We start from the raw sequence: 21,503 nt of genomic DNA on the forward strand, positions 1-21,503 counted from the left end.
CGATCCGATCAAATTTTCCGTTCAGCCCTTGCAAGAGGGAGCCGTCCACATATGGGACTGATGGCGAAGATGTAGCCTCCGTCCGCATCTCCCGGCATGAGCAAGGTGACACCGGTGAGTTTCACCGGCTGGCCATCTGCGTCCCTACCCGTGACCGTCATCGATGGCCCGGATCGGGTGACCTCCCAGTCCCAGACCGACGCCGCGCGATTTTCGGCGCGAATCTTCGCCATGTAGGCGTCGCGTTCTTGGGGGGTGCGTTCGACTATCCCGCTCATGACTGCACCCACCAGATCAGCGCCGCGCCGACGATGCCGCAGACGAAGCCGAGCAGCATCGAGCGCGTGACGCCGCGCAGGTCCGCGTCGATCTGCGCGTCGGCTTCCTCGATAAAGGGCATGCGCTGCCGGGGTTCATCCCAGAAGCGGACGTCGGGATCGTCCTGGACATAGTCGCGGGGGCGGAAGGGCGCAGGTCGGGAGGGTGAGGGCATGGGATCAGGCCTCCTTGAGGGCGAAAGAGGTGGGGGCGCAGGCGGTGCAGAGATCCTCGCTCGACCAGGCGCAGGTGGCGTGGCCGTCGGAGCAGGCGTCGTTCTGGCTGCAGCCGCAGGTCAGGCAGACGCGCGGGGCGGGGTTGACCGCGTCCGCGCCGAAGCTGCGGATCGCGATCAGCTGCTGGAGCACGGTGCGGTCGAACCGGAAGGCGCGGCCGAGGGTGGCGATGACGTCGGGGCTGAGCGCCGCGATGTCCTTTTCAATGCGGTCGATCCAGGCGGTCTTGTCGATGCCGCCCAAGCGCGGATCGGTATGGACGAGCGCGGCCACGTCCATGATCGACAGGCCGGCTGCGACGCGGCGCTTTTGCAGATAGGTGCCGGGGGTCATCATGGGCGTGGATCCGGTTCGTAGCTGCCCGGACGTTCAAGTCCGTCCGGGGCGGGCAGCAGAAAAGCCTGCCCAAAAGCGCGTCAGGTGCGCCGGGCCGGCCGAGTTTTCTTGATCGGGTCGTGATTGAGCGGGCGTCCCCGCGCCGGCATCAGGGCGGCGCGCGGGGGCGGGCGCCAAGGCGGGCGAGGATGCGATCGGCCCAGTTGCGGACGTCGAGTACTTCCTTGGTCGCGAGCGCGGTTTCGGCGTCGCCGGAATCGGGTTCAGCCGCCTCCAACAGGGCGAGGTTCGCCTGGCTGGTTTCGCGCATGAAGCCGAGGGATTCGCGGCGCAACTCATGCTTGTCCGAGAAGGCGGCGGCGTCGGCCGCGCCGATCATGTCGGCATGCGCCTGAAGTAGCGGATCGCCGACGCCGCCGCAGCGCCGATAGAGGATGCCCAGCGTGATCATCGCCGGCAGCGGCGGCTGCTCGTCGCGATCCGGATCGCCCCAGGCGCGGACAGTGCGCTCGTTGTAGTTGACGGCGGTTGCCATGCCCGCCCAGCCGCCGACGCCCTCCTGTCCCGCAATGCGGGCGAGAGCGGCGTCGATCGAGAGGGGCGCGCGGCGCTTGGTCACTGGACGCGCCCTGAACGGCCGGCGCGTCGCGCAGGTGCGACCCGAAGACGACGCTTCGCGCCCGCGCGCCCGGCCAAGAGCGTCATGCGGGCGACGGGACGGCCGGCGCGCCCCCGGATAAAGCAAAAGGCCGCCGCCGGACGGCTGTTCAGAGATGCTCCGGCGGCGGCAGGATAGTCCCCGGGGGGTCGCACGCGGGTCGTGTTTCCGGGGGCTATGGGACGGGCGCGCACCCCAAAGGCGCGCGATGATTGGGGGAGACGGGTGGCGGCGGGCCACATAGCGGGACCACATGACGAGATCATGGCCGCACACCTTCCAGCTTTCCGGCGGCGTCGCCTTCGCGCGGGTAGATGTCAGGGCGCAGATCGTGGCGGGAGATCCCGGTGGCTTCCTCGACGGCGAGGACGTGCTCTGCGGGCAGAGGCTTATCCTCGGAAAGCCAGTCATGGACCGTGGATTGGTTTCGCCCGATCAGGCGTCCGAACGCCGACTGCGACCCTGCCACGCGAACAGCGCGGGCCAACGGTGATTCGGAGAGGTGTTCAAGAGCCATGACCGGTAGCTATCGGTATTCCGATAATTGGTCAACCGGTATCTGCTTATGCAAAAGCTACCGCAATTCCGGTAGATCATTGGCATGATGATCATTGGCGAACGTCTGGAAGAGCGGATCGCTGCGAAGGGAATTTCGCAGTCAGCCCTTGGTCGCCGGGTCGGCTTAAGCCAAAGCACGATCAACGGTCTCATCAAGGGTGAACAGCGGACCACCGGCAAGCTTCATCTCATCGCGCGGGAGGTCGATTCGACGCCCGCCTACCTGACCGGCGAAACTGACGATCCGCACGGAGACGGCCCGCCGCCGCCGGTGCTGGACAGCGAAGAGCGCGAACTCGTCGACCACTTTAGTCACCTCGCTCCGGCCGATCGCCGCGCGCTGCTTCAGATCGCCCGCTCGATGGCGACGGGAGGTGCACAGCCGTCCGAGACGGTCCACGCCCGCGGCGGAGAGGGGAGTGCCGCAACGGTGCACGACAAATCGGCCGGGTATCGCGGCGAGCCGGAATGATCAGCCGAAGGATGATCATCGCAGGGTTGATCACCGTATGGGCTGCCACGCCATTAAAGGGTGCAAGGCGCACCCGCAAAAAACGACGCTCCACCGCTGGTTATGCGCGCTCGGGGAGCCGGGCTTCATCGGGCGGTGTGTACCCCAATTGCGCGGCTGCGCGTGCCGCCGGCGCTGCGCCCCTGCGACGGGGAGACGATGGGTACAGCCGCCGACTGGATCGCGACGGCGACGGGGTAGCGTGTGAATGAGTGGCGGCGCGCTCATTGGCTGGCCCGTCAATCTGGCCGGGGAGAGTTTCTACCAAGAGGCTATCTCCGCCTGCGAACCGGGGCAGGGAGTCGCGCTCATTCCCGAGCCCGGCAACGCTCATGATCCGCGCGCGATCATGGTGTGGAGCGAGGCCGGCGAGCAGATCGGCTATGTGCCCCGCGACAGCTGGGTCGCCGACGCGCTGCTGGATGAAGGCGACACGCTGTTCGCGGTGATCGCCTCGATGCATGGCGATGCGCCCATGCGTGCGGTGGTGCTGGATGTGTTTCATGCTGCTGGAGGTGGGTGTCCTTGAGGCGGGCGGCGGCGTCGCTATTCATGGGGCTAGCGCTCTTGCCTGCAACTTCGTGCAGCGTGGAACAGCCGCTCAATGCTGTTCCCGTGCCGCCGTGCAGAAGGGGAGAAAGCGCCGACCACTGCGAGATCCGCGCACAGTGGAAGGCAGTCGAGGCGGCGGAGTTCAGCGCGCATTATGCGCTGATGGCCGATCTGCTAGCGCTATGCAGTCTTGCGGGCGTGATCTACGCCCTGCATCTGACGCGGCGTGCCAATAAGATCGCGCAGGATGCCGTTGATCTGCAATTGCGGCCCTACGTCGGGCTGACGGTTATCGAAGAAAATGCACAATTATCGTGGCGCGGCTCCGTACGGATTCTGGTCAAAAACTATGGCCAAACCCCGGCGCTAGACGTTCGCTTCTTCTACAGTCACGAGGTCGAAGACTTGCCGCTGACAAGGCGGCACAACGGCGTTGTTCCCGATTTTTATAACAAGGTGCCTCGTCTTTCGCCTGGCGAGAGCCGCGAATACCCATTTTACCTCAGTCAGGTTTCACGGGAGGAATGGAATCGTATTCGGAGCGGAAAGTCGGTCCTAAGCATCAAGTTCAAGATCAAATATGTTTTCATGGGTGAGGAGAAAGACGAGGATTATCTTCGGGTCTATATCGATAAAGCCGCTATCTTGAACGGGGCTGCGCGCACATTCATGCCCAAAGACGGGCGGCTAGCGCCCATCGTGCGACGCTTTCGGAAACCTGATTAGAGAGAGCGGACGGAAGGGGCTTAAACATTGTAATCTGCCCAAGGGGGATTGACGGACTTGGCCATTGTTCCTCATATGTTCTCAATGAGGGCATATGATGAGCTATCGTAAGGGTTTCCCCCGCATCCCGATCACGCTCGACACATGGTCGGAGCGCCACCCCGTCGCCAAGTCAATCGCTTCGGGCAGCTACTGGTTTGATGCCTGGGTGTCGCAACGAACCACCTATTATTCGCGCCTGTCGCACCTTACCGGCATCCCGGCCAACCGTTTCATTGCGATAAGTCAGGGGGACCGGGTGTCGCGTGCCGAGGTCGATGCATTGGCGCGAGCATGGTCCATCAGCGCGAACGATCTTATCGCGTCTATGCCGTCGCCAGACTTGGTTGTTGATTGAGCCGACCTGTTTGCGCCGTGTAGTGGGATGCTGGATTTTCAACGACTTTCCCCCTATGTTCTCCCGAACAGGGAGGCGGCCCGCTTTGGGCATCGAGATCGACATTCCCCGCCTGTCGCCGACGATGGCGAGCAGGAAAAACCAGGTGCTGGCCTTCGTCCGCCTCTACTGGAACGCCCATAGCGTCGGTCCGTCGATCAGCGAGATCGCGCGGGCGGTCGGTTGCGCACGGTCGCGGGCGCAGAAGCTGGTAACGAAGCTGGTGCGCGAGGGCCATCTTCATCGCATCGACGGCATGACGCGCGGGGTTCGGCCCGCCAGCGTCCTGGAAGAGGCGCTGCGCCAGCTGCGTGAGGCGGGCTATGTCGTCAACGACGACGTGATCGCCCCCCCTGCGGGCGCCATGCCGCTCATCGATATCGACGATGCCGGCGCGCTGGTGGTGCGCGGCGGGTGGACAAATGCGCCACTGCCGCCCGATCGCGCGCGCGCGCAACGTGCCGCTCCATCGGGAGGCGAGCGGGATGCAGGCGACGGGGTCAACAGAAACACATAGCAAGTGGGGGCGGTCCGACCGGGCCCGCGCGGCCGACCAACGCGACGTTGCGGCGCGGGTAACCGCCAAGGCCACCGACCGCGAACAGCGCGCGTTGCGCAAGGCGCGCGCCGAGCTGCTCGACCGGTGGCATCACAAGAATGCCGGCACGCCCGAAACCCATGAAGCCAACCGGCAGCGCCGCCCGGGCGCGATCGCGCGGCTGCATGCGTCGGGTTACCTGACCGACGACGAGAAAGCGTGGGCCGAGCATATCCAGGCGGCGGCCGAGCAGATCATGAAAGGCGTCGCCACCCGCACATGCAGCCTGGAAACGCGGGTGGACGCGAGCCGGCATGGCGACGCCTTCTTCGAAGCGCTCGGCGCAGTGTGGCGGGAGATGGCCTATTCGCGCTGGCGCACCGCGGTGGGGCCAAGCGCGGCGCTGGTGCTCGATATCGTGGTGCACGACGTAGGCCTGGCCCGGGCAGCTGGAACGCACCGCATGCACGTGCGGCGCGCTCGGCGGACGTTGACCGATGCGCTGCACTTGTGGGCGAGGATTCATGGAGCGGTGCGGAAAGAGGTGACTGCGGCCGATCTCGTTGCGGCGCATGCGGGGTTGCTGTGACGCCCGACGGTCGGCCGGTGGTCGTGGACGGCATCCGCGTCGGCCGCACCGAGGCGCTGTTGACGCAACAGGGGCGCGAGATCCGCTTCGACCTGCGCTTCCGTCCCTATTGGCCGGGCGTGTTTCACCTGATGGCCCGACTGGCAGACCGCTCGGCCGAATGAAAAATGCAGGGGTGGACAAATGCGCCACTGCCAAAATGGCCACGGAACTGCCAGAAACGACCCCGCGCTAATTGCGTCCAGAGCCCGCCGGAACCCACCCGGCGGGCTTTTTGCGTCGATGGAGGTTCGCCATGGCAGCTAAGCCTACCCGGCCTTCGATCCCCGACATGCTCGAAAATGCCAGCCACGCGCTGGACGAGCTGATCCGCGATGCCCGCCTTCCCATCCCCCGAGGCCGCCACGACCATCGTCATGGCGACCTGGAAGAGCGGGCCCAAGCCATCGCGGCCTCCATCGTCGCTTCTTTCCGTGGATCCGCGGCCGCATCGGCGCCGCCGATCATGCTGGAGACGGACGGACGCCGGACCCGCGCCCTGTTCTGACCGGAGAGCTTATGAGCAGCCTGCTTCGCCGCATCGAGATCCGCGGCCTGAAGGCGCGTGGCTATGGCCGCACGCCTTACCGCATCGCAAAGGACGTCGACGGCCGCGAGCGCCCGGTCCGCGTGGCGCGCGGCGGGCTGATCCTCGGCCCCGAGCCGGCGCTCGCGCGCATCGGCTATCGCTGGCCGCGCGTCGTCGACATGCGCAAGGCCTTAAACCGGGTGCTGCCGGCGTGAGCGAGGAGGATCTGTCGACGCTGCAGATCATGGCCCAGGGCGACGGCGAGATGCGCCTGTCCAAGCGGCTGATGCGGGCGCTGCTCGCGCGGCTGAAGCTCGATGAAGCGACCCGTCGCGCCCAGGACATGGTCGGGCGCAACCTTCGGACCCCTGCCTGATGGGCCGCGTTCGATCCGCCGCACAGCGAGCGCCCCAGACCACCGAGCAGGCGACGGCGCTGTGCACCCGCTATGCCGAGCGGAGCGCCGCTGCCGCGCTGGTCATCCAGGCGCGCGACGAGGTGATCGCTGCGGCGAACCAGTCAGCCGACGCCGAGCTGGTGCCGATCGTCGCCGAGCTCAAGGATATCGAGAAGCAGCTCAAGCCCTGGTTCGCGGCGCATTTCGATGCGCTGACGGGCGGCAAGCGCAAGTCGATCGAGCTCGGCGGATGCTATCTCGGCTATCGGCTGGACAAGGCCAGCGTCGCTTTCGCCCATGGCAAGGATGACGACATGGCCGTGACGCTGCGCGCGGCCGAGCTCACCGACTATGTCCGTACCAAGCATTCGCCCGACAAGGCGGCGATCATGAAGGCGCTGGAGGCGGAGCGGGACGCATTGGCGATCCGCGAAGCGGAAGCCGCTTCATTGGGAGACAATGGCGGACCGCCGATCGAGGAGGCGGCGCGGCACGCGCTCTCGCCGCTCCATTATCTCGGCTTTTCCATCAAGCAGGGCGAAAGCTTCTTCCTGGAACCAGTCGCGCAGGACGGCGCGATCGAGCCGTGATCGACGCGAGGGTCGATGCGGGCAGGGCCGGCGAACGGCTGGTGCGCAAGCTGGAGCAATCGGCCGAGATGGCGGGCTGCACGCTGGACGTGGTGACCGGCGATAGCCAAAGCCTGTCCTGCGGCGTGTTCGACAGCGCACTGCATTGGCTGAAGGTTTCCATCAGCGGATCGCCCGGCCGCGCCTGGCTGGAGACGCTCGACGAATATTCGATCCATGTGCCCGGCTTCGTCCTGGCGCAGCTGGCCGTCGGCGCCATCGATGACACGGGCGGGCAGCTGCTCGCCGAGATCGAGGCGCAGATGGTGAAGGAGGCCTGATGTGGCGCGTTTTCTCTTGATGTTGTTCGCCTGCCTGCTGGCAGTTCCACTCACGGCCTGCGAGACTGCCGTGGATCGCTGCGCCAAGGCAGCCAAACCGACCGAGTGCGTGAAGGTCGCCGAGGCCGGCGGCGATATCGACGACTATCTGCTGTACGGCATGGCAGGCTATATGCTGTCGAGCTCATTGAATGGCGGACAGCGGCAGACGGTCATTGTGCCCGATCCCAGCTATCGCGGATATCGTCGGCCGATCCCAAGCTATCAGGCAAGCAGGGACTATGTCCGGTCACAGATCGTGACCACCACAACCACCAAGCAGAGCCCATTTGGCGGCACGCGGTCGACGACGACCGTCACGCGCTATCAGCCAATGCGAACGTCATTCGGATCGACTGGGTTCAGTTCCTATCGATCGAGCGGCTTCAGCGCTTCTCGCCGTCGCTGACGGCTCACACCTTCCGGAGAACAAGCATGCCCGGTGTTACCGCCAACCTCACCCTATCGGTCGCTGCGAAGCTGACCGGCAGCGCCGATCTCGGTGTGCCGGTCGCGCCGGTGACGCTCGAGAAGACCATCCGCATGGTTGGCGGCACCGATGCTCTGGGTAAGGCTGACATCCTGTTCGCCGACACGCGCACGATCGCCGCTTCCTCGAGCGAGAATCTCGACCTGGCCGGCGTGCTGGCCGGGCTGCTCGGCGGCACGATCACCGCGGCCGAGATCACGGCCATCATCGTGACGGCCGATGCCGGCAACACCAACGACGTGCAGCTGTTCGGCGCGGCGAGCAACGCCTTCAACGGCCCGCTTTCGGGCACCACGCCCAAGCTCAGCGTGGGCCCGGATGACGTGGCGATGATCACCAACAAGAAGGGCTGGGCGGTCACCGGCGGCACCGGCGACATCTTGCTGGTGGGCAACAGCGGCAGCGGCACGCCGGTCACCTACACGATCATCCTGATCGGTCGCACCGTCGCGGCCTGATGCCGCGCCAAGCGCCACGGTTCAGGCCCCCGGGCTGGCGACCGCCGGAACCTTGGGCGACCAGCAAGGGCAAGAGCCGGCAGCAGCGCGGCTACGACGCTGTCCATGATGAGATGCGCAAGCGCGTGCTCATCGAGGAGCCATGGTGCGCCGAGTGCCTGCGCTCCGGCGTGGCTCCGCCCGGGCGCACGGTGATCGCCGACCACATCCGCAACCGTGCGGAGGGCGGCAGCAACGAGCGCGAGAACTATCAGGGCCTTTGCGACCGGCACTCAAAGGCGAAGACGGCGCGCGAATCGGCCCGCGCCCGGCACCGCAACCGGGTCGATTCGGACTGATCAGCCACCTGCAAATGGGTCGCGATCAAGTGAAATCGGACGCATTTCGGCCCGTTTCGAGCCGTCCGCACCCCCGGGGGAGGGTCAAAACTTCCCGTTGCAGGGCCCCGGGACCGCGCCTGTGGCCATTTTCTCACGCGGTCAAAATCAAAGGGTAAAAAGTGAGGGCCTGGGATGGCTAGAGGCGGATCCCGGTCCGGCGCTGGACGGAAGCGGAAAGATCCGGCGCTGAAGGAGGCGATGGGTACATATCGCGCCGATCGCGACGCTCTTGTCAACGAGGACGTGCCGCTGGGCCCGATGGTCGCACCGCTTCACCTGTCCGAGATCGCTCGCGGGTACTTCGCGACGATCGCCGACATATTGGAGCAGCAGAAGCGGTCGAGTCCGCACTATGCTGAGCATGTGGGGCTGCTGGCGCTCAGGCTCGAGCAGATCGCGATGTATCAAGCGGTGATCGAAACCGAGGGATGCACCTTCACCACGCAGAGCGTGATCACGACCAAGGACGGGTCGGTTTCGGCGCTCAAGATCATGAAGCGTGCGCATCCCGCTGTCGCCATGCTTGATGCAGCCATGCGCCATGCTCAGTCGCTTCTTGGCGAGCTAATGCTCAACCCCTCGGCCGCGCTGAAGCTGGCGACCGGGCATAAGCAGGTCGAAGACGACCCATACGCTGAATTCTGATGTGGCCGAGGGGCGTGATTATGCGGGCATAGCCCGCAAATATGCGACCGACGTCTGTTCCGGAAAGATCCCGGCCGGGTTGCAGATCCGGCTCCAGTGCCGGCGATTCCTGGATGAGCTGAAGCTCAGCCGGGCGAGGGGGACGAAGTTTCCCTTCGTCTTCGACACGGACCGCGCGGGCAAGCCGTGCCGATTCATCGAGACGCTGCCGCACAGCAAGGGCAAATGGGCCCGCTCGAAAGAGCGCCTTCTCCTGCAGCCGTGGCAGATCTGGATCATCTGCGTCACCTTCGGGTGGCTGCATCGATCCGGCGCGCAGAAGGGGCTACGGCGATTCCGCCGGCTGTTCCTGGTCGTGCCGCGCAAGAACGGCAAGTCGGCGATCGCCGCGGGGCTCGGCCTCTACATGCTGTGCGCCGACGGCGAGTTCGGCGCCGAGGTCTATTCTGGCGCGACCAACGAGAAGCAGGCCTGGGAGGTTTTCAAGCCGGCGCGCCTGATGGCGGACCGCACGCCGGCGCTCAAGCGCAAGTTCGGCATCGAGATGCTGGCGAAGACCATCTCCCGCCCGGGGGATGGATCGAAGTTCGAGACGATCATCGGAGATCCTGGCGACGGGCAGTCGCCCAGCTGCTCGATCCACGACGAATATCACGAGCATCCCGACGACGGCCAGGTCGACACGATGGTCACCGGCATGGGCGCCCGCGACCAGCCGCTGCAGCTGCTGATCACGACCGCCGGCGATAACCTCGCCGGTCCCTGCTACGCGCTGATTCAGGAGGAGCGGAAGAAGCTCGGCGGCATCGGCCACAATGGCGGGCCGCCGCTCGACCACGAAACCCTGTTCGTCGAATATACGATCGACAAGGAGGATGACTGGAAGTCGGAGCTGGCGCTCCGGAAGGCCAATCCGAACGCCGACGTGTCGGTATCGATGGACTTCCTGCGCGCCCGGCAGCGGGACGCGATATCGACGCCGCGCAAGGCGGGTGTCTTCAAGACGAAGCACCTTAACCTGTGGGTCTCGACGAAGGCGGCCTATTACAGCGTTGAACATTGGCGCGCCTGCGCAGATCCCGAGATCCCCGTCCGCGCGGCCGACGCGATCGAGCTGCCGAAGCTTCAGGGCCGCCGTTGCATCATCGGGCTCGATCTCGCGTCGAAGATCGATATTGCCGCGCTGGTCTACCTGTTCCCGCCGATCGGTGCGAAGGCGACAAAGGATGATCCCTGGATCATCATCACCCGTTACTTCCTTCCGGAAGACACGGTCGCTGAGGTCGAGGCCTATCAGGGTTGGGATGCGCAGTCGCTGCTGGACGTGACGCCCGGCAACGTCATCGACTTTGACGAGATCGTCGACGCGATCGACGATGCGAGCAGCCGCTTCCAGGTCGAGCATGTCGCATACGACCCGTTCCAGGCGACCTGGCTGGCCACTTCGCAGACAAAGCGCGGCGTTCCGATGATCGAGGTCCGGGCCACGGTTGGCAACCTGAGCGACCCGATGAAGGAAACCGATGCCGCGATGCGCGCCGGAACGATCGCCCATGGCGGTTGCCCGGTGATGGAATGGCAGGTGAGCAACGTCGTCGCGGCCGCCGACAAGAAGGACAATGTCTATCCGAACAAGCCGGATGGGCAGCCGCACCTGAAAATCGACAATTGCGTAGCCATGATCATGGCTTTCGCCCTGGCACTCGCCAACGAGGCCGAGGGTCCGTCCGTCTACGAGACCCGCGGCGTTCGGGTGCTCTGAGGAGAATGCATGGGCATGTTTGACCGCCTCCTCGGCCGTTCGGCCGGGGATGCACCCGCGCATTCAATCGCCGGCGGCGCGCCGCTGTCGTTCGGGCCGCGCGGGCGTCCGCCGGCGATGGCCATGGCTGGCGACGGCGGCATCATCATCGCCACGTCGGCGGAACTGGAGGCGGCGCTTCGCGGCGAATCCGGCATGACCGGCGAGGTGGTAACGCCAGAGACGGCCATGCGCGTCGGGGCGGTGTTCGGGTGCATCCGCCTGATCGCCGGCAAGGTGGCGACGCTGCCGATCGACGTGAAGCGTAGGGTAGACGATCGCACGCGCGTCGATGCGTCCGACCATGCCGTCGCGCAGCTGCTGCAGCGGAAGCCAAACCGGTGGCAACGGCCGGCCCAGTTCAAGCGCATGATGCAGGCGCATGTCCTGCTGCGCGGCAACGGCTTTGCGCTGAAGTCGATATCGCGTGGCGAGGTCCGCGAGCTGATACCGATCCATCCCGACCGGGTTTCCGTCCGCCAACTGGACAGCCTGGAGCTGGAATATACCGTCACCCGCAGGGACGGAACGCAGTTCAAGGTCAGCCAGGCCGACATGTTCCACCTCTATGGCCTGACGCTCAACGGTTTTTCGGGCGTAACCCCGCTCACCTATGCGCGGGAGACAATCGGTCAGGCGCGGGCGCGCGATCGGCAGGTTGCCGCGACCTTCAAGCACGGCGCGCGGCCGTCCGGCGCGGTGTCGATGCCGGAGGGCAAGAAGCTTACCGATCCCGCTTTCGACCGGCTGCAGCGGTCGCTCGACGACTTCCGCGCCGGCGGCGACAAGGATGGCGGCGTGCTGCTGCTCGAGGAAGGGCTGAAATGGGAGAAGATCTCGCTCAGTCCGACCGACATGGCCTGGATCGATGGGCAGAAGCTCTCCCGATCCGAGATCTGCATGTTCTTCGGCGTGCCGCCGAGCATGATCGGCGACAATAGCGGGTCCGATTCCAACTGGGGCACCGGCCTGGAGCAGAAGTCCAACGGCTTCAGCGCCTACACCATGGATGACCATCTGGTCATGTGGGAGGAAGAAGCCAGCGCGATGGTGTCTGACCCGCGCATTTACGTCCGCTTCAACCGCTCTGCTATGGTCCGAACGGACATCAAGACGCGGTATGCTGCCCATGCGACAGGGCTTCAGTGGGGCTGGATGTCCCCCAACGAGGTTCGCGCGCTGGAGGATATGAACCCGCGCGACGACGGCGACATCTACTATCCGCCTCCGAACACCGCAGGTGACGACGCAGCCGACAACGACGAGTCCGAGAGCGGCGGCAAACCAAAGGACCAGAAAAACGATGATGCGTAACGCGCCGCGCCTATTCGCGAGCGCGCGCCCCGGCGCGCTGCCGCTCCCCGCCGATCGTCGCCTGCAGGCCTTCACGCCGGCGTCGGTGATCGAACGCTATGGCGACGCGGCTGCCGGCGTGCGCGCCGTCGCCAAGGGCGACAACATCATCACCATGTTCGATTCCATCGGCGAGGATTACTGGTCCGGCGGCGGCGTGACCGCAAAAAAGGTTCAGAGCCAGCTGCGCGCGATCGGCGAACGCGATGTCGAAGTTCATATCAACAGCTACGGCGGCGATATGTTCGAGGGCATCGCCGTCTACAATGTGCTGCGCGAGCATCCGCACAACATCACCGTAAAGGTAATGGGGATGGCCGCGTCGGCCGCCTCCATCATCGCAATGGCCGGCGACCAGATCGAGATCGGGGCCGCGAGCTTTCTGATGATCCATAATTGCTGGGTCATCGCGATGGGCAACCGCCACGACATGGCCGAGACCGCCGCCTGGCTGGAACCGTTCGACGGCGCGATGGCGGATGTCTACGCAGCCCGTTCCGGGGCCGAGCGCGACCAGATCGTCCAGTGGATGGACGCCGAGACCTACATGTCGGGCAGCACAGCCGTGGAACGCGGGTTCGCCAATTCGCTACTGCCGGCGGACGCGATCACCGTCGACGAGGAAGCGCAGGCCGGCGATCGCACCATCAACGAGCTGCGCGCGATGGAGCTTGCGCTCGTCGCATCGGGCATGACGCGCACCCAGGCGCGCGCCCGGATCAAGAATCTGAAGGGTACGCCCGGCGCTGCCCCGGACCAGGACGTCACGCCCGGCGCTGACGACCAACGCCTGAACCAGGCTTTGAGCGGCCTGCTGGCGAACCTCACCCGATAGGAGCTTTTCCATGAAGAACCTGAAGCGCGCCGCCCTTCTGGCGGCCGGCGCGAGCATTGTCGCGTCCACTCCCCGTGCCGTCCACGCCGCGCCGCGCGCGGAACCCGCCGATGCGCTCGCACAGATTGCCGCCATCAACGCGGCCGTCAACGCGCTGCGCGAGAAGAATGAAGAGGCGCTGGCCGGCCGTATCACGCAGGCCGAGGCCAATGCGCTGATTGAGCCGATCAACGCCGAGATCGACCGCCTGTCGGCCGCTCTCAGCGCGGCCCAGCTGGGCGGCGGCGCCGGTGACTCGCTGAATGCGGCCGAGCGTCAGCACAGCACCGCTTTCGCCACCTGGTTCCGCCGCGGCGAAGTGGACGCGGATCTCGGGCAGCTGTCCGTTCAGGCGGCGCTGACGACCCAGTCCGACCCGGATGGCGGCTACCTGGTTCCGGTGGACTGGGAACAGGGTATCGATCGCGTGCTCGGCGCCATGACGGCGATGCGCCAGATCTGCCGCGTGATCCAGGTCGGCGGCGGCGGCTACCGCAAGCTGGTCAATGTGGGCGGCGCCACCTCCGGCTGGACCGGCGAAGAGGACGCGCGCAGCTCCACCGCGACGCCGACCCTGCGTGAACTTTCGCTGCCCTTCGGCGAACTCTATGCCGAGCCGGCGGTCACCCAGACGATGCTGGACGATGCGCGCTTCGACGTGGAAGCCTGGCTCGCCAGCGAAATCGCGATCGAGTTCAGCGAGGAGGAAGGCCAGGCCTTCATCACCGGCAACGGCAAGAACAAGCCGCGCGGCATCCTGTCCTATGACAAGGTCGCGAACGCCTCCTACAGCTGGGGCAAGATCGGCTTTGTCGTCACCGGCGCGGCGGCGGCCTTCGCGAGCACGAATCCGGCGGACGCGCTGATCAATCTGCTCTTTGCGCTGCGGCAGGGCTATCGCAACGGCGCCGCCTTCCTCACGTCTGATTCGGTGATGGCCGAAATTCGCAAGTGGAAGGACGGGCAGGGCAATTATCTCTGGTCGCCGCCGAGCGCGGCCGAGCAGGTCGGCACCATCCTGGGCAAGCCGGTCCACACCGACGACTATATGGATGGCCTGGGCGCCGGCAAGTTCCCGGTGGCGGTGGCCGACTGGCAGAAGGCCTACACGATCGCCGACCGCTTCGGCACCCGCGTTCTGCGCGATCCGTTCACCAACAAGCCCTTCGTGAAGTTCTACACCACGAAGCGCGTGGGCGGCGGGATCACCAACTATGAGGCGATCAAGTTCCTGAAGTGCTCGACCTGATCTCCTGACGATCGGGCTTTCTGGCTTTCTGGCTTTCTGGCCTTCCGCCTTTCTGGCCGCCGGCGGTGACGCTGGCGGCCATCCATTCTGACATTCGGAGACTTCCATGAAGGACATCCATTCGGACATTTCGGTCGCGGTGGCGATCGAGAATGCCACGCTGTCCGCCGACAACACGCCGGCGGCGATCGACCTGCTGGGCTATGACGCGGCCGAGATAATCCTGGCGATCGGCGTCGGCGGCATCACGTTCAGCGGCACCAACAAGATCGAGTTCAAGCTCACCCATTCGGACGACGATTCGACCTACACCGCGGTCGAGCTGAAGGACGTGCTGGGCGTGACCTCGGTCGGCGACGGCGGCATCATCAAGTCGCTTACCAGCGCGCATGCGACCGCGGCGGCGTACCGCTACGGCTACAAGGGCGGTAAGCGCTACCTGAAGCTGCTCGCCGACTTCAGCGGCACCCACGGCACCGGTACGCCGATCGCGGGCCTCGTGCTGAAGGGCGAAGGCCAGGACAATCCTCAGGCAAACCAGGCGTAAGCAGCCATGGCGCTGGACGGTCCGATCAGCATCGACGATGCTCGCCTGCACATGCGCGTCGATACGCGCAGCGAGGACGAGAATATCGGCCGCCTCATACGGGTGGCGGCGCGGCAGATCGAGACCGTCTACAGCGTGGTTTCGGTGCGGCGGGAGGTGACGTTCGTCTTCGACCGCTTCACGCCGGAGGTCCGTCTGCCGCTGATCCCGGTGCAGCCGGACAGTATCACCCTGTCCTATCTTGACCCCCACGGAGAATATCAGCCGTTCGCGGATTTTCGCGCTGTCACCCGGCACGACTGGACGTGGATCAGCCCGGCGGTCGGTGCTTGCTGGCCAACGCCGGCATGCGTGCCCGGCGCGATCACGGTGACGGCCAGCGTGGGCTTCGTCGACCCGGAAGCGGAGTTGCAGGAGCAGCTGCGGCAGTCGCCGGAGGATCTGCAGCAGGCTGCGCGCCTGGTCGTGGAGCATCTGTACCGGCGCATGCCCGGCGATCTGCCCGAAGGGGTCGACGCCCTGGTCGGCCATTATCGCTACCTGAGGCTGTGATGGCGCACCGCCGGCTGAGCGCTACCGCTCGCGACAAGCCGATTCTCATCCAGGCGATCGTCGCCGCCACCGACGGCTTCGGACACCCGACGGTCGAGCCGGAGCCACGTGAGATTGCGCGGCCCTGGGCAAACATTGCCTTCGGCAGCGGATCGGAACAGCGGGAGGCCGCGCAGCAGGGCGGATCGCAGGTGGCAAGCTTCGCTGTGCTGTGGACGCCCGAGACCAAGTCGGTGAGCGTGCGCGATCGCATCCGCTATCCGCTGAGCGATCCCGATCCGGCGAAATGGCCGGTGTGGGAGATCAACGCGGTGGCGGAGCTGGGCTTCAACGAAGGCTTCGCCTTCACGGCGACGCGGGTGGCGGCGTGAGCGGCGGCGCCTACGAGATAGAGGGGCTCGACGCGCTGCTCGACACGCTCAATGCCCTTCCCGAGCAGATGGGCAAGAATGCGATGCAGCGGGCAGGGGAGCGGGCGCTGGAACCCTTCCTGGCTGTCGTAAAGGACATCGCGCCGGCGGACGATCCGAGCGAAACGCCAGACCGCCCAGCCAACGCTTACCGCAACAGCTTCATCATCAGCACAAAACTGAACGGGCGCCAGTCCAAGCTGAAGCGGCGCGCGGGCAAGCATTACACCGAGGTCTATGCCGGCACCAACGATCCGGTCGGCACCTGGCTCGAATTCGGTTTCATGCATCGGCGCGGCGACAGCCTCAGCTGGGTGCCGCCGCAGCCGCATGTATCGGTAGCGTGGAACGTCACCGCCGGCGACGTGCTGGGCGAAGTGGTGATCGCGCTTGCCGATGAACTGGATCGCGCTTTGACCCGGGCGGTGCAGCGGGTATGACCTTTGAGGAGGATCTTCTCCAGCGTGTCGCGCAGTCGCCGATCGCGGCGAGACTGGGCCGATGGAATGGCGTGCCCACGATACATTGGGGCGATCGGCCGGAAGGGGCCGGGCTGACGGCGATCGTCTTCACCATGATCGATCCAGGTCTCGACTACACCCATGGCGGGCGCGACGCGCTCCGGATCGCCCAGGTGCAGGCCGATACACTGGCCCCGACCTATAGCGATGCGCGGGCGGTGGCCGACGCGCTCGGACTTCTGCTCGAAGGCGCGGCGGAGGTGAACGGCCGCACCTTCACCCACGGCTTCATCGATCTGGAGCGAGACATTCCCGTCGTCGGCGTTGCCGGCGCGCGATCGGTCTACGGGCGCACCCAGCGCTTTTCCATCTACCACAAGGAGTAAGGGCTATGTCCAACCCCAATAAGGGCGCGGAATTCTACTTCACCGACGCGGACGGCAACGAATTCGAGATCCCCGAGGTCATATCGGTGACGCCGAGCAATCCGACCCGCCCGACCTATCAGGATTCGCACCACAAGACCGAAGGTGCGCATACCTATAAGGGCGAGAAGCTGCTCGAGCCCGGCACGCTCACCGTGCGCATCAATTATCTGTCCGGCTCGGATGCTGACGTAAAGCTTCTCGCGATGCTCAATGCGACCGATCCGGTTGCCTATCGCTCGGTGCATAATGCCGCCGCCGGCGCCAAGCGCCAGGTTGCCGGCAACGCAATCCTGACCGGCTATGCACCTCAGGACATGCCGATCACCGGCAAGCAGGAAGCGGTTCTGACCTTCCAGGCCAGCGGCGTCGCGACCCACGGAGCCGCCGCATGACGAATCCGCTGCGCGGTGAAGTCGCCCTGGTGCTGGGCGATCTCAGGTTGACGCTGAAGATGGGTGTCAACACCCTCTGCGCAGCGGAATCGGTGCTCGGAAAGAAGGCGGCGGCCATTCTTGACGACATGGAAGACAAGGATGCGGGGCCGGCGCTGGACACGATCCGCATGTTGATATGGGCCGGGCTGCGCAAGCATCATCCTGCCTATTCTCCGAATGAGATCGGCGAGCTGATCGAGGAGCATGGGCCGGCGATTTTCACCAACGCCATTCTCGATGGCCTTGCCAGCGCATTCGGAACGACGGAGGGTAAGCAGGGCGCAAACCCTCCGAAACGGCGGAAGAAGACTGGGACTGGCTGAAGCTTCATCAGCGCTGGTGCGAGGCGGGGTTCGATCCCGATGCCTTTTGGGATCAGACTCCGCGCCTCGTCCGATCCGCGCTGGCCGGGCACAGCGAGCGGGTGAGCCGGGAAGAGCGGACGCTGCTGGAAATGGCGTGGCACAACGCGCGCTGGTCCTCATTCACGCAGACGCTTGAATCGCTTGCCGACGTCCTGCGCCGCGCCGACGGCCGGGAGGAAGACCCCGAAGTCGCGTGGCACCGAATGGAGATGTGGGCTAGGGCTTATGGGCAGGCGATAACGTAGGTTGGTTCATCAGCACCGCGACTTCCACATCCGCTTAAAGGTCTTCTCGCCGTCAGAGGGGAAAAGAACTTGCCCGTCGCTTTGCACGATGAACGGCTGATCGCCGACCATTCCGCCGAAACCATTCCGGGCGTTTACGTAGCCGCATCCCCTGCCCAGATGGCGGAATGCCGCTGAGTCAGGATCTCGCAGTCGAGCTTTCACCGCCCGCTCGATCGCTACTCGCGCCTCCGCCACTCTCCATGCATCCTCGTTTTTGCGCTTGGTCTCCGGGTCGCACTGGCCGAGAATTAAGCAGATCAGAAAAAATAGCCCTATGGTCCCACCGCAGCCGAGGCCTTTAAACTGCCAACCAAATTCGTGGCGGCAGTATCTGCATACCCGAGCATCTGACTGAACCTGCTCGGCACATTTCGGACATTTCTTCATTTCGAGTCCCCCACACGGGACGATATCTGGTGAGGCACGCGTGTCAAAAGACATTATCGGTGCCTTGCGGGTCACGCTCGGCTTCGACACTTCGCAGTTCGAACACGGGTCGAAGCGTGCGAAGGAAACCATCACGCGGGACGCCACCGCGATCCGTAGCCAGTTGAGCGGTGTGCGCGCCGCCGTCGTTGGACTAGGCGCGGCGTTTCTCGGCAGCGAGGCGTTGCAGGCGGCCCGGCGCGCGCTAGACTATGCGGCCTCGCTCAAAAAGACAGCCAGCGAACTCGGCGTAACCACCAGGGAGCTGCAGGAATATCGCTTCGCTGCTGGCGAGGCAGGCGTCGCGCAGAAGGACATGGATGCGGCGCTAAAGACGCTGACCAAGAATATCGGCGAGGCGAAGGCCGGCACTAAGGAGCAGGCGACCGCGTTTCGCGACATGGGCATCTCGGTTCAGGATGCCAACGGGCATGTTCTTTCCGCAGGATCGGTCCTGCCCGTGCTTGCTGACAAGCTGTCGAAGATCGAAAGCCCCGCCGAGCGCGCGGCGAAAGGCGCAAAGTTTCTGGGCGAAAGCGTTCAGGCGATGGACGCGCTGCTGGTGAAGGGCAGCAAGGGGCTACAACAGCTCCGTCAGGCGGCCTATGATACCGGGGTTGTCCTGTCCGACGATCAGATCCAGAATGCAGACAAGGCGGCAGCCAAGCTCGACCAGGTCAAGATGGTCCTGCAAACGCGGCTGGCGGGCATCGTGGCCGACAATGCGAATGCCGTGAACCTGCTCGCGGCCGCGCTCGATAAGGCGGCGTCGTCGGCCTCCTGGTTCTTCCAGACCTGGAAGGGGTCGGAGCGGCTGATGCGCGACCAGGGATGGTCTGCCGGCTTCTTCGCCAGCCCCGCGCGGCAGGAGCTGGCGGGCGACCCGGTCAAATATCTTCAGATGCGCACCGGCGAGCTGACGCGGGCCACCGCCCGCCGTCGCCAGCTCGAAGAGGAAGGTGACGGCACGCGGGCGGGCAGGCTGGCGCTGGCGGTGGCGAAGAAGGACGAGCAGGAAGCCCTGCGCCTGATGCGCGCCGCGCAGAATGACCCGGACTTTCAGCGGCGATGGCTGGCCGAGAGGTCGCGCAACAGCGTCACCCTATCGGCCAATGATGGCGCGTTGCCCGTCCCTAACGAGCGACCAAAAAAAGGCCCGAAGGATCGCACCGAGGAACTGGCGCAGCGTTTCCGGGACGAGCTCGCTGGCCTCTATGATGACCAGCTTGGGCTGGAGCAGGATCGGACCACGGATCTGCGGGAGCGCGCGCGCATCGAGCATGAGCGCAACGCGGCCGCTTTCGACGCCTACAATGCCGATGTAGACAGCCGCGTTAAGCAGGGCGAGCTGACGGCGGAACAGGCTCGCCAGCTGAAGCTGCAGCGCGAGCGCAATCATGAGCTGGAGAAGCAGGCGATCAACTGGCCGCTGGACGACGCGCTGCTCGAGGAAGAGACGCGCACTGTCCAGGCTAGCCTCGATCGCGAGCGGGAGATGCTGCAGATTCGCGCGTCGCTCGCTACCACCGCGAAGGATCGGCGCGCGGTACAACTGGAGCTGCTCGACAACGAACTGCGGTCGGTGCGACTGTCGGCCGAGGAAGTACTGGCGCGCCACGACAGCACCGAGGCGGAAAAGGCGCTGGCGCAGGCGAAGCTCGACCAGCTCGAGAAGATCCGCACCGGCGAGACGCTGCGGATCAACCGCGACACGATGGGGCCTCTGGAATCCTATTTCGACAGTATCCCGAAGACGGCCGCAGAGATCAACGAGGCCTATGAGAATATCGCCGCCAACGGCATTCGGAACATCAATGACGGCCTCGCCGAAGCCGCGGCGCGCACCGTCAGGCTGAAGGGTTTCGCTGGCCAGCTGTTCAACCAGCTGATCGCCGACCTGCTGCGCTTCCAGATGCAGCAGGCGGCCGGCGGCAGCGGCGGCCTTCTCGGTGGGCTGTTCCGGCTGGGCGGCAGTCTGTTGGGGCTGGGCGGCAACAGCCTGGGCGGCGTCAGCGCGGCCTCGATGGACGCGATCAATGCGCAGGCCGACGCACTGGCGGTTCCGCGCTCGCTGAGCTTCGCGGCCGGCGGCGATATGACGATCCTCGGCCGGCGCGGCATCGATCGAAATGTGCTGTCGCTCAACGGGCTGCCGATCGCGAATGTCAGCTATGGCGAGCGGCTGTCGATCGCCAACGACAATCCCGAGCGCATGGCGTCCATCGTCCATGTCATTCCGTCGCCCTATTTCGACACCGTCGTCGATCAGCGCGCGGCGGCGGTGGCCACGCCGATGGCGCAGCAGGCGGCGGTGGCGGGTTCGTCCGGCGCGCAGGTCGCGCTGGCGCGCGCCGGCGGGCGGAGGTTCCCAGGCGCATGATCATCCTGCCGACCTGGCCGGGAGCGACCAAAGCCGTTCCCAGCGTGCTCGACTTCGGCGGCATATTGCAGCCGACATCGGGTGCAGCGACGCAAAGGTTCAATCGGCTCGGCAACCGCTACGGCGTTGCATTCGAGATGCCCCGCCTCGAAAATGCCGACGAAGGCCGGATCTGGGTCAATCGTCTCGTGCGCGGGCTCAGCGCCGGTGCGCGGATGGAATATCCGCTGTTGGACTTCGATCCCGGCACACCCGGCGCATTCGTGGTGAATGGCGCTGGCCAGGCAGGGACGATGCTCAATGTCCGCGGTGGCGCGCCCTTCTACCAGTTCAAGGAGGGGCAGCCGTTCAACATCCTGATCGACGGCACCTACTTCCTCGACTTCATCGCCGCCGACACCAACGCCAACGGCAGCGGTGCCGCCACGATCACGCTCAGCCAGATGCTCCGCGAGCAGCCGGCAGACGGTGACCCGCTGCTCATCACCCAGCCGGTGGTCGAAGGCTGGGTCGTCGGTGACCGGCTCAGCTGGGAGCTGGCGCTCAACCGCTCGGTTGGCCTGGCTTTCGAGATTCACGAAGCGAGATAGG

General features: G+C 65.3%; 35 protein-coding genes. 30 read left to right on the forward strand and 5 right to left on the reverse strand.

Features of this window, described 5'->3' with window-relative positions; all coding sequences use genetic code 11:
• Positions 1–274: 274 nt before the first annotated feature.
• From V2B31_RS09195 to V2B31_RS09210, 4 genes are all read right to left on the reverse strand, one after another.
• Entirely contained in the window at positions 275–493 is a 219-nt protein-coding gene (locus V2B31_RS09195) for a hypothetical protein (RefSeq protein WP_328277694.1), read from the reverse strand.
• Between the two features lie 4 nt (positions 494–497).
• Positions 498–890, reverse strand: coding sequence for a helix-turn-helix transcriptional regulator (locus V2B31_RS09200; protein ID WP_328277697.1), 393 nt, complete (start codon positions 888–890; stop codon positions 498–500).
• A 148-nt stretch (positions 891–1,038) separates the two neighbouring features.
• Positions 1,039–1,509: a hypothetical protein gene (locus tag V2B31_RS09205; protein ID WP_328277702.1), complete on the reverse strand. Its 471-nt coding sequence runs from the start codon at positions 1,507–1,509 to the stop codon at positions 1,039–1,041.
• A gap of 301 nt (positions 1,510–1,810) precedes the next feature.
• On the reverse strand, positions 1,811–2,065 hold the full coding sequence (locus V2B31_RS09210) for a transcriptional regulator (protein ID WP_328277706.1): 255 nt from the start codon (positions 2,063–2,065) through the stop codon (positions 1,811–1,813).
• A gap of 84 nt (positions 2,066–2,149) precedes the next feature.
• Between V2B31_RS09210 and V2B31_RS09215 the strand changes: the two genes are divergently transcribed.
• From V2B31_RS09215 to V2B31_RS09350, 28 genes are all read left to right on the forward strand, one after another.
• On the forward strand, positions 2,150–2,578 hold the full coding sequence (locus V2B31_RS09215) for a helix-turn-helix domain-containing protein (RefSeq protein ID WP_328277710.1): 429 nt from the start codon (positions 2,150–2,152) through the stop codon (positions 2,576–2,578).
• 11 nt (positions 2,579–2,589) lie between these two features.
• A complete protein-coding gene (locus tag V2B31_RS09220; RefSeq protein ID WP_328277712.1) occupies positions 2,590–2,829 on the forward strand; it encodes an excalibur calcium-binding domain-containing protein in 240 nt (79 codons plus the stop codon).
• Positions 2,826–3,146, forward strand: a complete 321-nt coding sequence (locus V2B31_RS09225; RefSeq protein ID WP_328277714.1) for an HIRAN domain-containing protein — start codon at positions 2,826–2,828, stop codon at positions 3,144–3,146. Before V2B31_RS09220 ends, V2B31_RS09225 begins: the two co-directional genes overlap by 4 nt.
• A 59-nt stretch (positions 3,147–3,205) precedes the next feature.
• Entirely contained in the window at positions 3,206–3,895 is a 690-nt protein-coding gene (locus V2B31_RS09230) for a hypothetical protein (protein ID WP_328277715.1), read from the forward strand.
• Positions 3,896–3,989: 94 nt separating this feature from the next.
• Entirely contained in the window at positions 3,990–4,292 is a 303-nt protein-coding gene (locus V2B31_RS09235; protein WP_328277716.1) for a hypothetical protein, read from the forward strand.
• An 85-nt stretch (positions 4,293–4,377) separates the two neighbouring features.
• On the forward strand, positions 4,378–4,848 hold the full coding sequence (locus V2B31_RS09240; protein WP_328277717.1) for a LexA family protein: 471 nt from the start codon (positions 4,378–4,380) through the stop codon (positions 4,846–4,848).
• Entirely contained in the window at positions 4,817–5,458 is a 642-nt protein-coding gene (locus tag V2B31_RS09245; protein ID WP_328277719.1) for a hypothetical protein, read from the forward strand. The genes V2B31_RS09240 and V2B31_RS09245 overlap by 32 nt, the downstream gene beginning before the upstream one ends.
• Complete coding sequence (locus tag V2B31_RS09250) at positions 5,455–5,622, forward strand: hypothetical protein (RefSeq protein WP_328277721.1); 168 nt, start codon at positions 5,455–5,457, stop codon at positions 5,620–5,622. The genes V2B31_RS09245 and V2B31_RS09250 overlap by 4 nt, the downstream gene beginning before the upstream one ends.
• A 131-nt stretch (positions 5,623–5,753) precedes the next feature.
• Positions 5,754–6,005, forward strand: coding sequence for a hypothetical protein (locus V2B31_RS09255; RefSeq protein ID WP_328277723.1), 252 nt, complete (start codon positions 5,754–5,756; stop codon positions 6,003–6,005).
• An 11-nt stretch (positions 6,006–6,016) separates the two neighbouring features.
• On the forward strand, positions 6,017–6,241 hold the full coding sequence (locus V2B31_RS09260; RefSeq protein WP_328277725.1) for a hypothetical protein: 225 nt from the start codon (positions 6,017–6,019) through the stop codon (positions 6,239–6,241).
• Positions 6,238–6,402 (forward strand): hypothetical protein, encoded by a 165-nt coding sequence (locus V2B31_RS09265; protein ID WP_328277727.1) that lies wholly within the window; start codon positions 6,238–6,240, stop codon positions 6,400–6,402. The genes V2B31_RS09260 and V2B31_RS09265 overlap by 4 nt, the downstream gene beginning before the upstream one ends.
• The gene (locus tag V2B31_RS09270; RefSeq protein ID WP_328277729.1) at positions 6,402–7,013 is read left to right on the forward strand and encodes a host-nuclease inhibitor Gam family protein; all 612 of its coding nucleotides are present in this window, start codon (positions 6,402–6,404) and stop codon (positions 7,011–7,013) included. The genes V2B31_RS09265 and V2B31_RS09270 overlap by 1 nt, the downstream gene beginning before the upstream one ends.
• The gene (locus tag V2B31_RS09275) at positions 7,010–7,333 is read left to right on the forward strand and encodes a hypothetical protein (protein ID WP_328277731.1); all 324 of its coding nucleotides are present in this window, start codon (positions 7,010–7,012) and stop codon (positions 7,331–7,333) included. Before V2B31_RS09270 ends, V2B31_RS09275 begins: the two co-directional genes overlap by 4 nt.
• 1 nt (position 7,334) lies before the next feature.
• Positions 7,335–7,781: a hypothetical protein gene (locus V2B31_RS09280; RefSeq protein ID WP_328277733.1), complete on the forward strand. Its 447-nt coding sequence runs from the start codon at positions 7,335–7,337 to the stop codon at positions 7,779–7,781.
• A gap of 26 nt (positions 7,782–7,807) precedes the next feature.
• On the forward strand, positions 7,808–8,320 hold the full coding sequence (locus V2B31_RS09285) for a hypothetical protein (protein ID WP_328277735.1): 513 nt from the start codon (positions 7,808–7,810) through the stop codon (positions 8,318–8,320).
• A gap of 113 nt (positions 8,321–8,433) precedes the next feature.
• Positions 8,434–8,658: a hypothetical protein gene (locus tag V2B31_RS09290; RefSeq protein WP_328277737.1), complete on the forward strand. Its 225-nt coding sequence runs from the start codon at positions 8,434–8,436 to the stop codon at positions 8,656–8,658.
• Positions 8,659–8,898: 240 nt separating this feature from the next.
• A complete protein-coding gene (locus V2B31_RS09295) occupies positions 8,899–9,345 on the forward strand; it encodes a P27 family phage terminase small subunit (RefSeq protein WP_328277739.1) in 447 nt (148 codons plus the stop codon).
• Position 9,346: 1 nt separating this feature from the next.
• Positions 9,347–11,107 (forward strand): terminase large subunit, encoded by a 1,761-nt coding sequence (locus tag V2B31_RS09300; protein ID WP_328277741.1) that lies wholly within the window; start codon positions 9,347–9,349, stop codon positions 11,105–11,107.
• Between the two features lie 15 nt (positions 11,108–11,122).
• Entirely contained in the window at positions 11,123–12,460 is a 1,338-nt protein-coding gene (locus V2B31_RS09305) for a phage portal protein (protein WP_328277743.1), read from the forward strand.
• Positions 12,450–13,334 (forward strand): head maturation protease, ClpP-related, encoded by an 885-nt coding sequence (locus tag V2B31_RS09310; protein WP_328277745.1) that lies wholly within the window; start codon positions 12,450–12,452, stop codon positions 13,332–13,334. The genes V2B31_RS09305 and V2B31_RS09310 overlap by 11 nt, the downstream gene beginning before the upstream one ends.
• Before the next feature lie 10 nt (positions 13,335–13,344).
• Positions 13,345–14,622, forward strand: a complete 1,278-nt coding sequence (locus V2B31_RS09315) for a phage major capsid protein (RefSeq protein WP_328277747.1) — start codon at positions 13,345–13,347, stop codon at positions 14,620–14,622.
• A gap of 106 nt (positions 14,623–14,728) precedes the next feature.
• Positions 14,729–15,169, forward strand: coding sequence for a hypothetical protein (locus V2B31_RS09320; protein ID WP_328277749.1), 441 nt, complete (start codon positions 14,729–14,731; stop codon positions 15,167–15,169).
• Between the two features lie 6 nt (positions 15,170–15,175).
• Positions 15,176–15,721 carry a head-tail connector protein gene (locus V2B31_RS09325; protein WP_328277751.1) on the forward strand — a complete coding sequence of 182 codons (546 nt, stop codon included), beginning with the start codon at positions 15,176–15,178 and terminating at the stop codon, positions 15,719–15,721.
• The gene (locus V2B31_RS09330; protein ID WP_328277753.1) at positions 15,721–16,092 is read left to right on the forward strand and encodes a phage head completion protein; all 372 of its coding nucleotides are present in this window, start codon (positions 15,721–15,723) and stop codon (positions 16,090–16,092) included. The genes V2B31_RS09325 and V2B31_RS09330 overlap by 1 nt, the downstream gene beginning before the upstream one ends.
• A complete protein-coding gene (locus V2B31_RS09335; protein ID WP_328277755.1) occupies positions 16,089–16,571 on the forward strand; it encodes a hypothetical protein in 483 nt (160 codons plus the stop codon). The genes V2B31_RS09330 and V2B31_RS09335 overlap by 4 nt, the downstream gene beginning before the upstream one ends.
• A complete protein-coding gene (locus V2B31_RS09340; RefSeq protein ID WP_328277757.1) occupies positions 16,568–16,978 on the forward strand; it encodes a hypothetical protein in 411 nt (136 codons plus the stop codon). Before V2B31_RS09335 ends, V2B31_RS09340 begins: the two co-directional genes overlap by 4 nt.
• A gap of 5 nt (positions 16,979–16,983) precedes the next feature.
• Complete coding sequence (locus V2B31_RS09345) at positions 16,984–17,412, forward strand: phage tail tube protein (RefSeq protein WP_328277759.1); 429 nt, start codon at positions 16,984–16,986, stop codon at positions 17,410–17,412.
• Positions 17,409–17,777, forward strand: a complete 369-nt coding sequence (locus V2B31_RS09350; RefSeq protein ID WP_328277760.1) for a hypothetical protein — start codon at positions 17,409–17,411, stop codon at positions 17,775–17,777. The genes V2B31_RS09345 and V2B31_RS09350 overlap by 4 nt, the downstream gene beginning before the upstream one ends.
• Positions 17,778–18,073: 296 nt before the next feature.
• Here the strand turns inward: V2B31_RS09350 and V2B31_RS09355 are convergent, their stop codons facing one another.
• Positions 18,074–18,493 carry a zinc ribbon domain-containing protein gene (locus tag V2B31_RS09355; RefSeq protein WP_328277762.1) on the reverse strand — a complete coding sequence of 140 codons (420 nt, stop codon included), beginning with the start codon at positions 18,491–18,493 and terminating at the stop codon, positions 18,074–18,076.
• 40 nt (positions 18,494–18,533) lie between these two features.
• Between V2B31_RS09355 and V2B31_RS09360 the strand changes: the two genes are divergently transcribed.
• Together V2B31_RS09360 and V2B31_RS09365 are read left to right on the forward strand one after the other, a co-directional pair.
• Positions 18,534–20,912, forward strand: coding sequence for a hypothetical protein (locus V2B31_RS09360; RefSeq protein ID WP_328277764.1), 2,379 nt, complete (start codon positions 18,534–18,536; stop codon positions 20,910–20,912).
• On the forward strand, positions 20,909–21,502 hold the full coding sequence (locus V2B31_RS09365) for a hypothetical protein (RefSeq protein ID WP_328277766.1): 594 nt from the start codon (positions 20,909–20,911) through the stop codon (positions 21,500–21,502). Before V2B31_RS09360 ends, V2B31_RS09365 begins: the two co-directional genes overlap by 4 nt.
• The last annotated feature ends 1 nt before the right edge of the window (position 21,503 follow it).

Origin of the sequence: Sphingobium sp. (assembly GCF_036170395.1) — a bacterium.
Taxonomy (GTDB): Bacteria; Pseudomonadota; Alphaproteobacteria; order Sphingomonadales; family Sphingomonadaceae; genus Sphingobium.

Bases quoted from the DNA above. Each gene is read 5' to 3' on its own strand.
- V2B31_RS09330 (WP_328277753.1), top strand. From the start codon at position 15,721: ATGGCGCACCGCCGGCTGAGCGCTACCGCTCGCGACAAGCCGATTCTC.
- V2B31_RS09320 (WP_328277749.1), top strand. From the start codon at position 14,729: ATGAAGGACATCCATTCGGACATTTCGGTCGCGGTGGCGATCGAGAAT.
- V2B31_RS09285 (WP_328277735.1), top strand. From the start codon at position 7,808: ATGCCCGGTGTTACCGCCAACCTCACCCTATCGGTCGCTGCGAAGCTG.
- V2B31_RS09290 (WP_328277737.1), top strand. From the start codon at position 8,434: ATGCGCAAGCGCGTGCTCATCGAGGAGCCATGGTGCGCCGAGTGCCTG.
- V2B31_RS09365 (WP_328277766.1), top strand. From the start codon at position 20,909: ATGATCATCCTGCCGACCTGGCCGGGAGCGACCAAAGCCGTTCCCAGC.
- V2B31_RS09255 (WP_328277723.1), top strand. From the start codon at position 5,754: ATGGCAGCTAAGCCTACCCGGCCTTCGATCCCCGACATGCTCGAAAAT.
- V2B31_RS09235 (WP_328277716.1), top strand. From the start codon at position 3,990: ATGATGAGCTATCGTAAGGGTTTCCCCCGCATCCCGATCACGCTCGAC.
- V2B31_RS09200 (WP_328277697.1), bottom strand. From the start codon at position 890: ATGATGACCCCCGGCACCTATCTGCAAAAGCGCCGCGTCGCAGCCGGC.
- V2B31_RS09315 (WP_328277747.1), top strand. From the start codon at position 13,345: ATGAAGAACCTGAAGCGCGCCGCCCTTCTGGCGGCCGGCGCGAGCATT.
- V2B31_RS09220 (WP_328277712.1), top strand. From the start codon at position 2,590: ATGATCATCGCAGGGTTGATCACCGTATGGGCTGCCACGCCATTAAAG.
- V2B31_RS09225 (WP_328277714.1), top strand. From the start codon at position 2,826: ATGAGTGGCGGCGCGCTCATTGGCTGGCCCGTCAATCTGGCCGGGGAG.
- V2B31_RS09355 (WP_328277762.1), bottom strand. From the start codon at position 18,493: ATGAAGAAATGTCCGAAATGTGCCGAGCAGGTTCAGTCAGATGCTCGG.
- V2B31_RS09325 (WP_328277751.1), top strand. From the start codon at position 15,176: ATGGCGCTGGACGGTCCGATCAGCATCGACGATGCTCGCCTGCACATG.
- V2B31_RS09215 (WP_328277710.1), top strand. From the start codon at position 2,150: ATGATGATCATTGGCGAACGTCTGGAAGAGCGGATCGCTGCGAAGGGA.
- V2B31_RS09345 (WP_328277759.1), top strand. From the start codon at position 16,984: ATGTCCAACCCCAATAAGGGCGCGGAATTCTACTTCACCGACGCGGAC.
- V2B31_RS09350 (WP_328277760.1), top strand. From the start codon at position 17,409: ATGACGAATCCGCTGCGCGGTGAAGTCGCCCTGGTGCTGGGCGATCTC.
- V2B31_RS09210 (WP_328277706.1), bottom strand. From the start codon at position 2,065: ATGGCTCTTGAACACCTCTCCGAATCACCGTTGGCCCGCGCTGTTCGC.
- V2B31_RS09340 (WP_328277757.1), top strand. From the start codon at position 16,568: ATGACCTTTGAGGAGGATCTTCTCCAGCGTGTCGCGCAGTCGCCGATC.
- V2B31_RS09245 (WP_328277719.1), top strand. From the start codon at position 4,817: ATGCAGGCGACGGGGTCAACAGAAACACATAGCAAGTGGGGGCGGTCC.
- V2B31_RS09295 (WP_328277739.1), top strand. From the start codon at position 8,899: ATGGGTACATATCGCGCCGATCGCGACGCTCTTGTCAACGAGGACGTG.
- V2B31_RS09260 (WP_328277725.1), top strand. From the start codon at position 6,017: ATGAGCAGCCTGCTTCGCCGCATCGAGATCCGCGGCCTGAAGGCGCGT.
- V2B31_RS09195 (WP_328277694.1), bottom strand. From the start codon at position 493: ATGCCCTCACCCTCCCGACCTGCGCCCTTCCGCCCCCGCGACTATGTC.
- V2B31_RS09305 (WP_328277743.1), top strand. From the start codon at position 11,123: ATGTTTGACCGCCTCCTCGGCCGTTCGGCCGGGGATGCACCCGCGCAT.
- V2B31_RS09270 (WP_328277729.1), top strand. From the start codon at position 6,402: ATGGGCCGCGTTCGATCCGCCGCACAGCGAGCGCCCCAGACCACCGAG.
- V2B31_RS09310 (WP_328277745.1), top strand. From the start codon at position 12,450: ATGATGCGTAACGCGCCGCGCCTATTCGCGAGCGCGCGCCCCGGCGCG.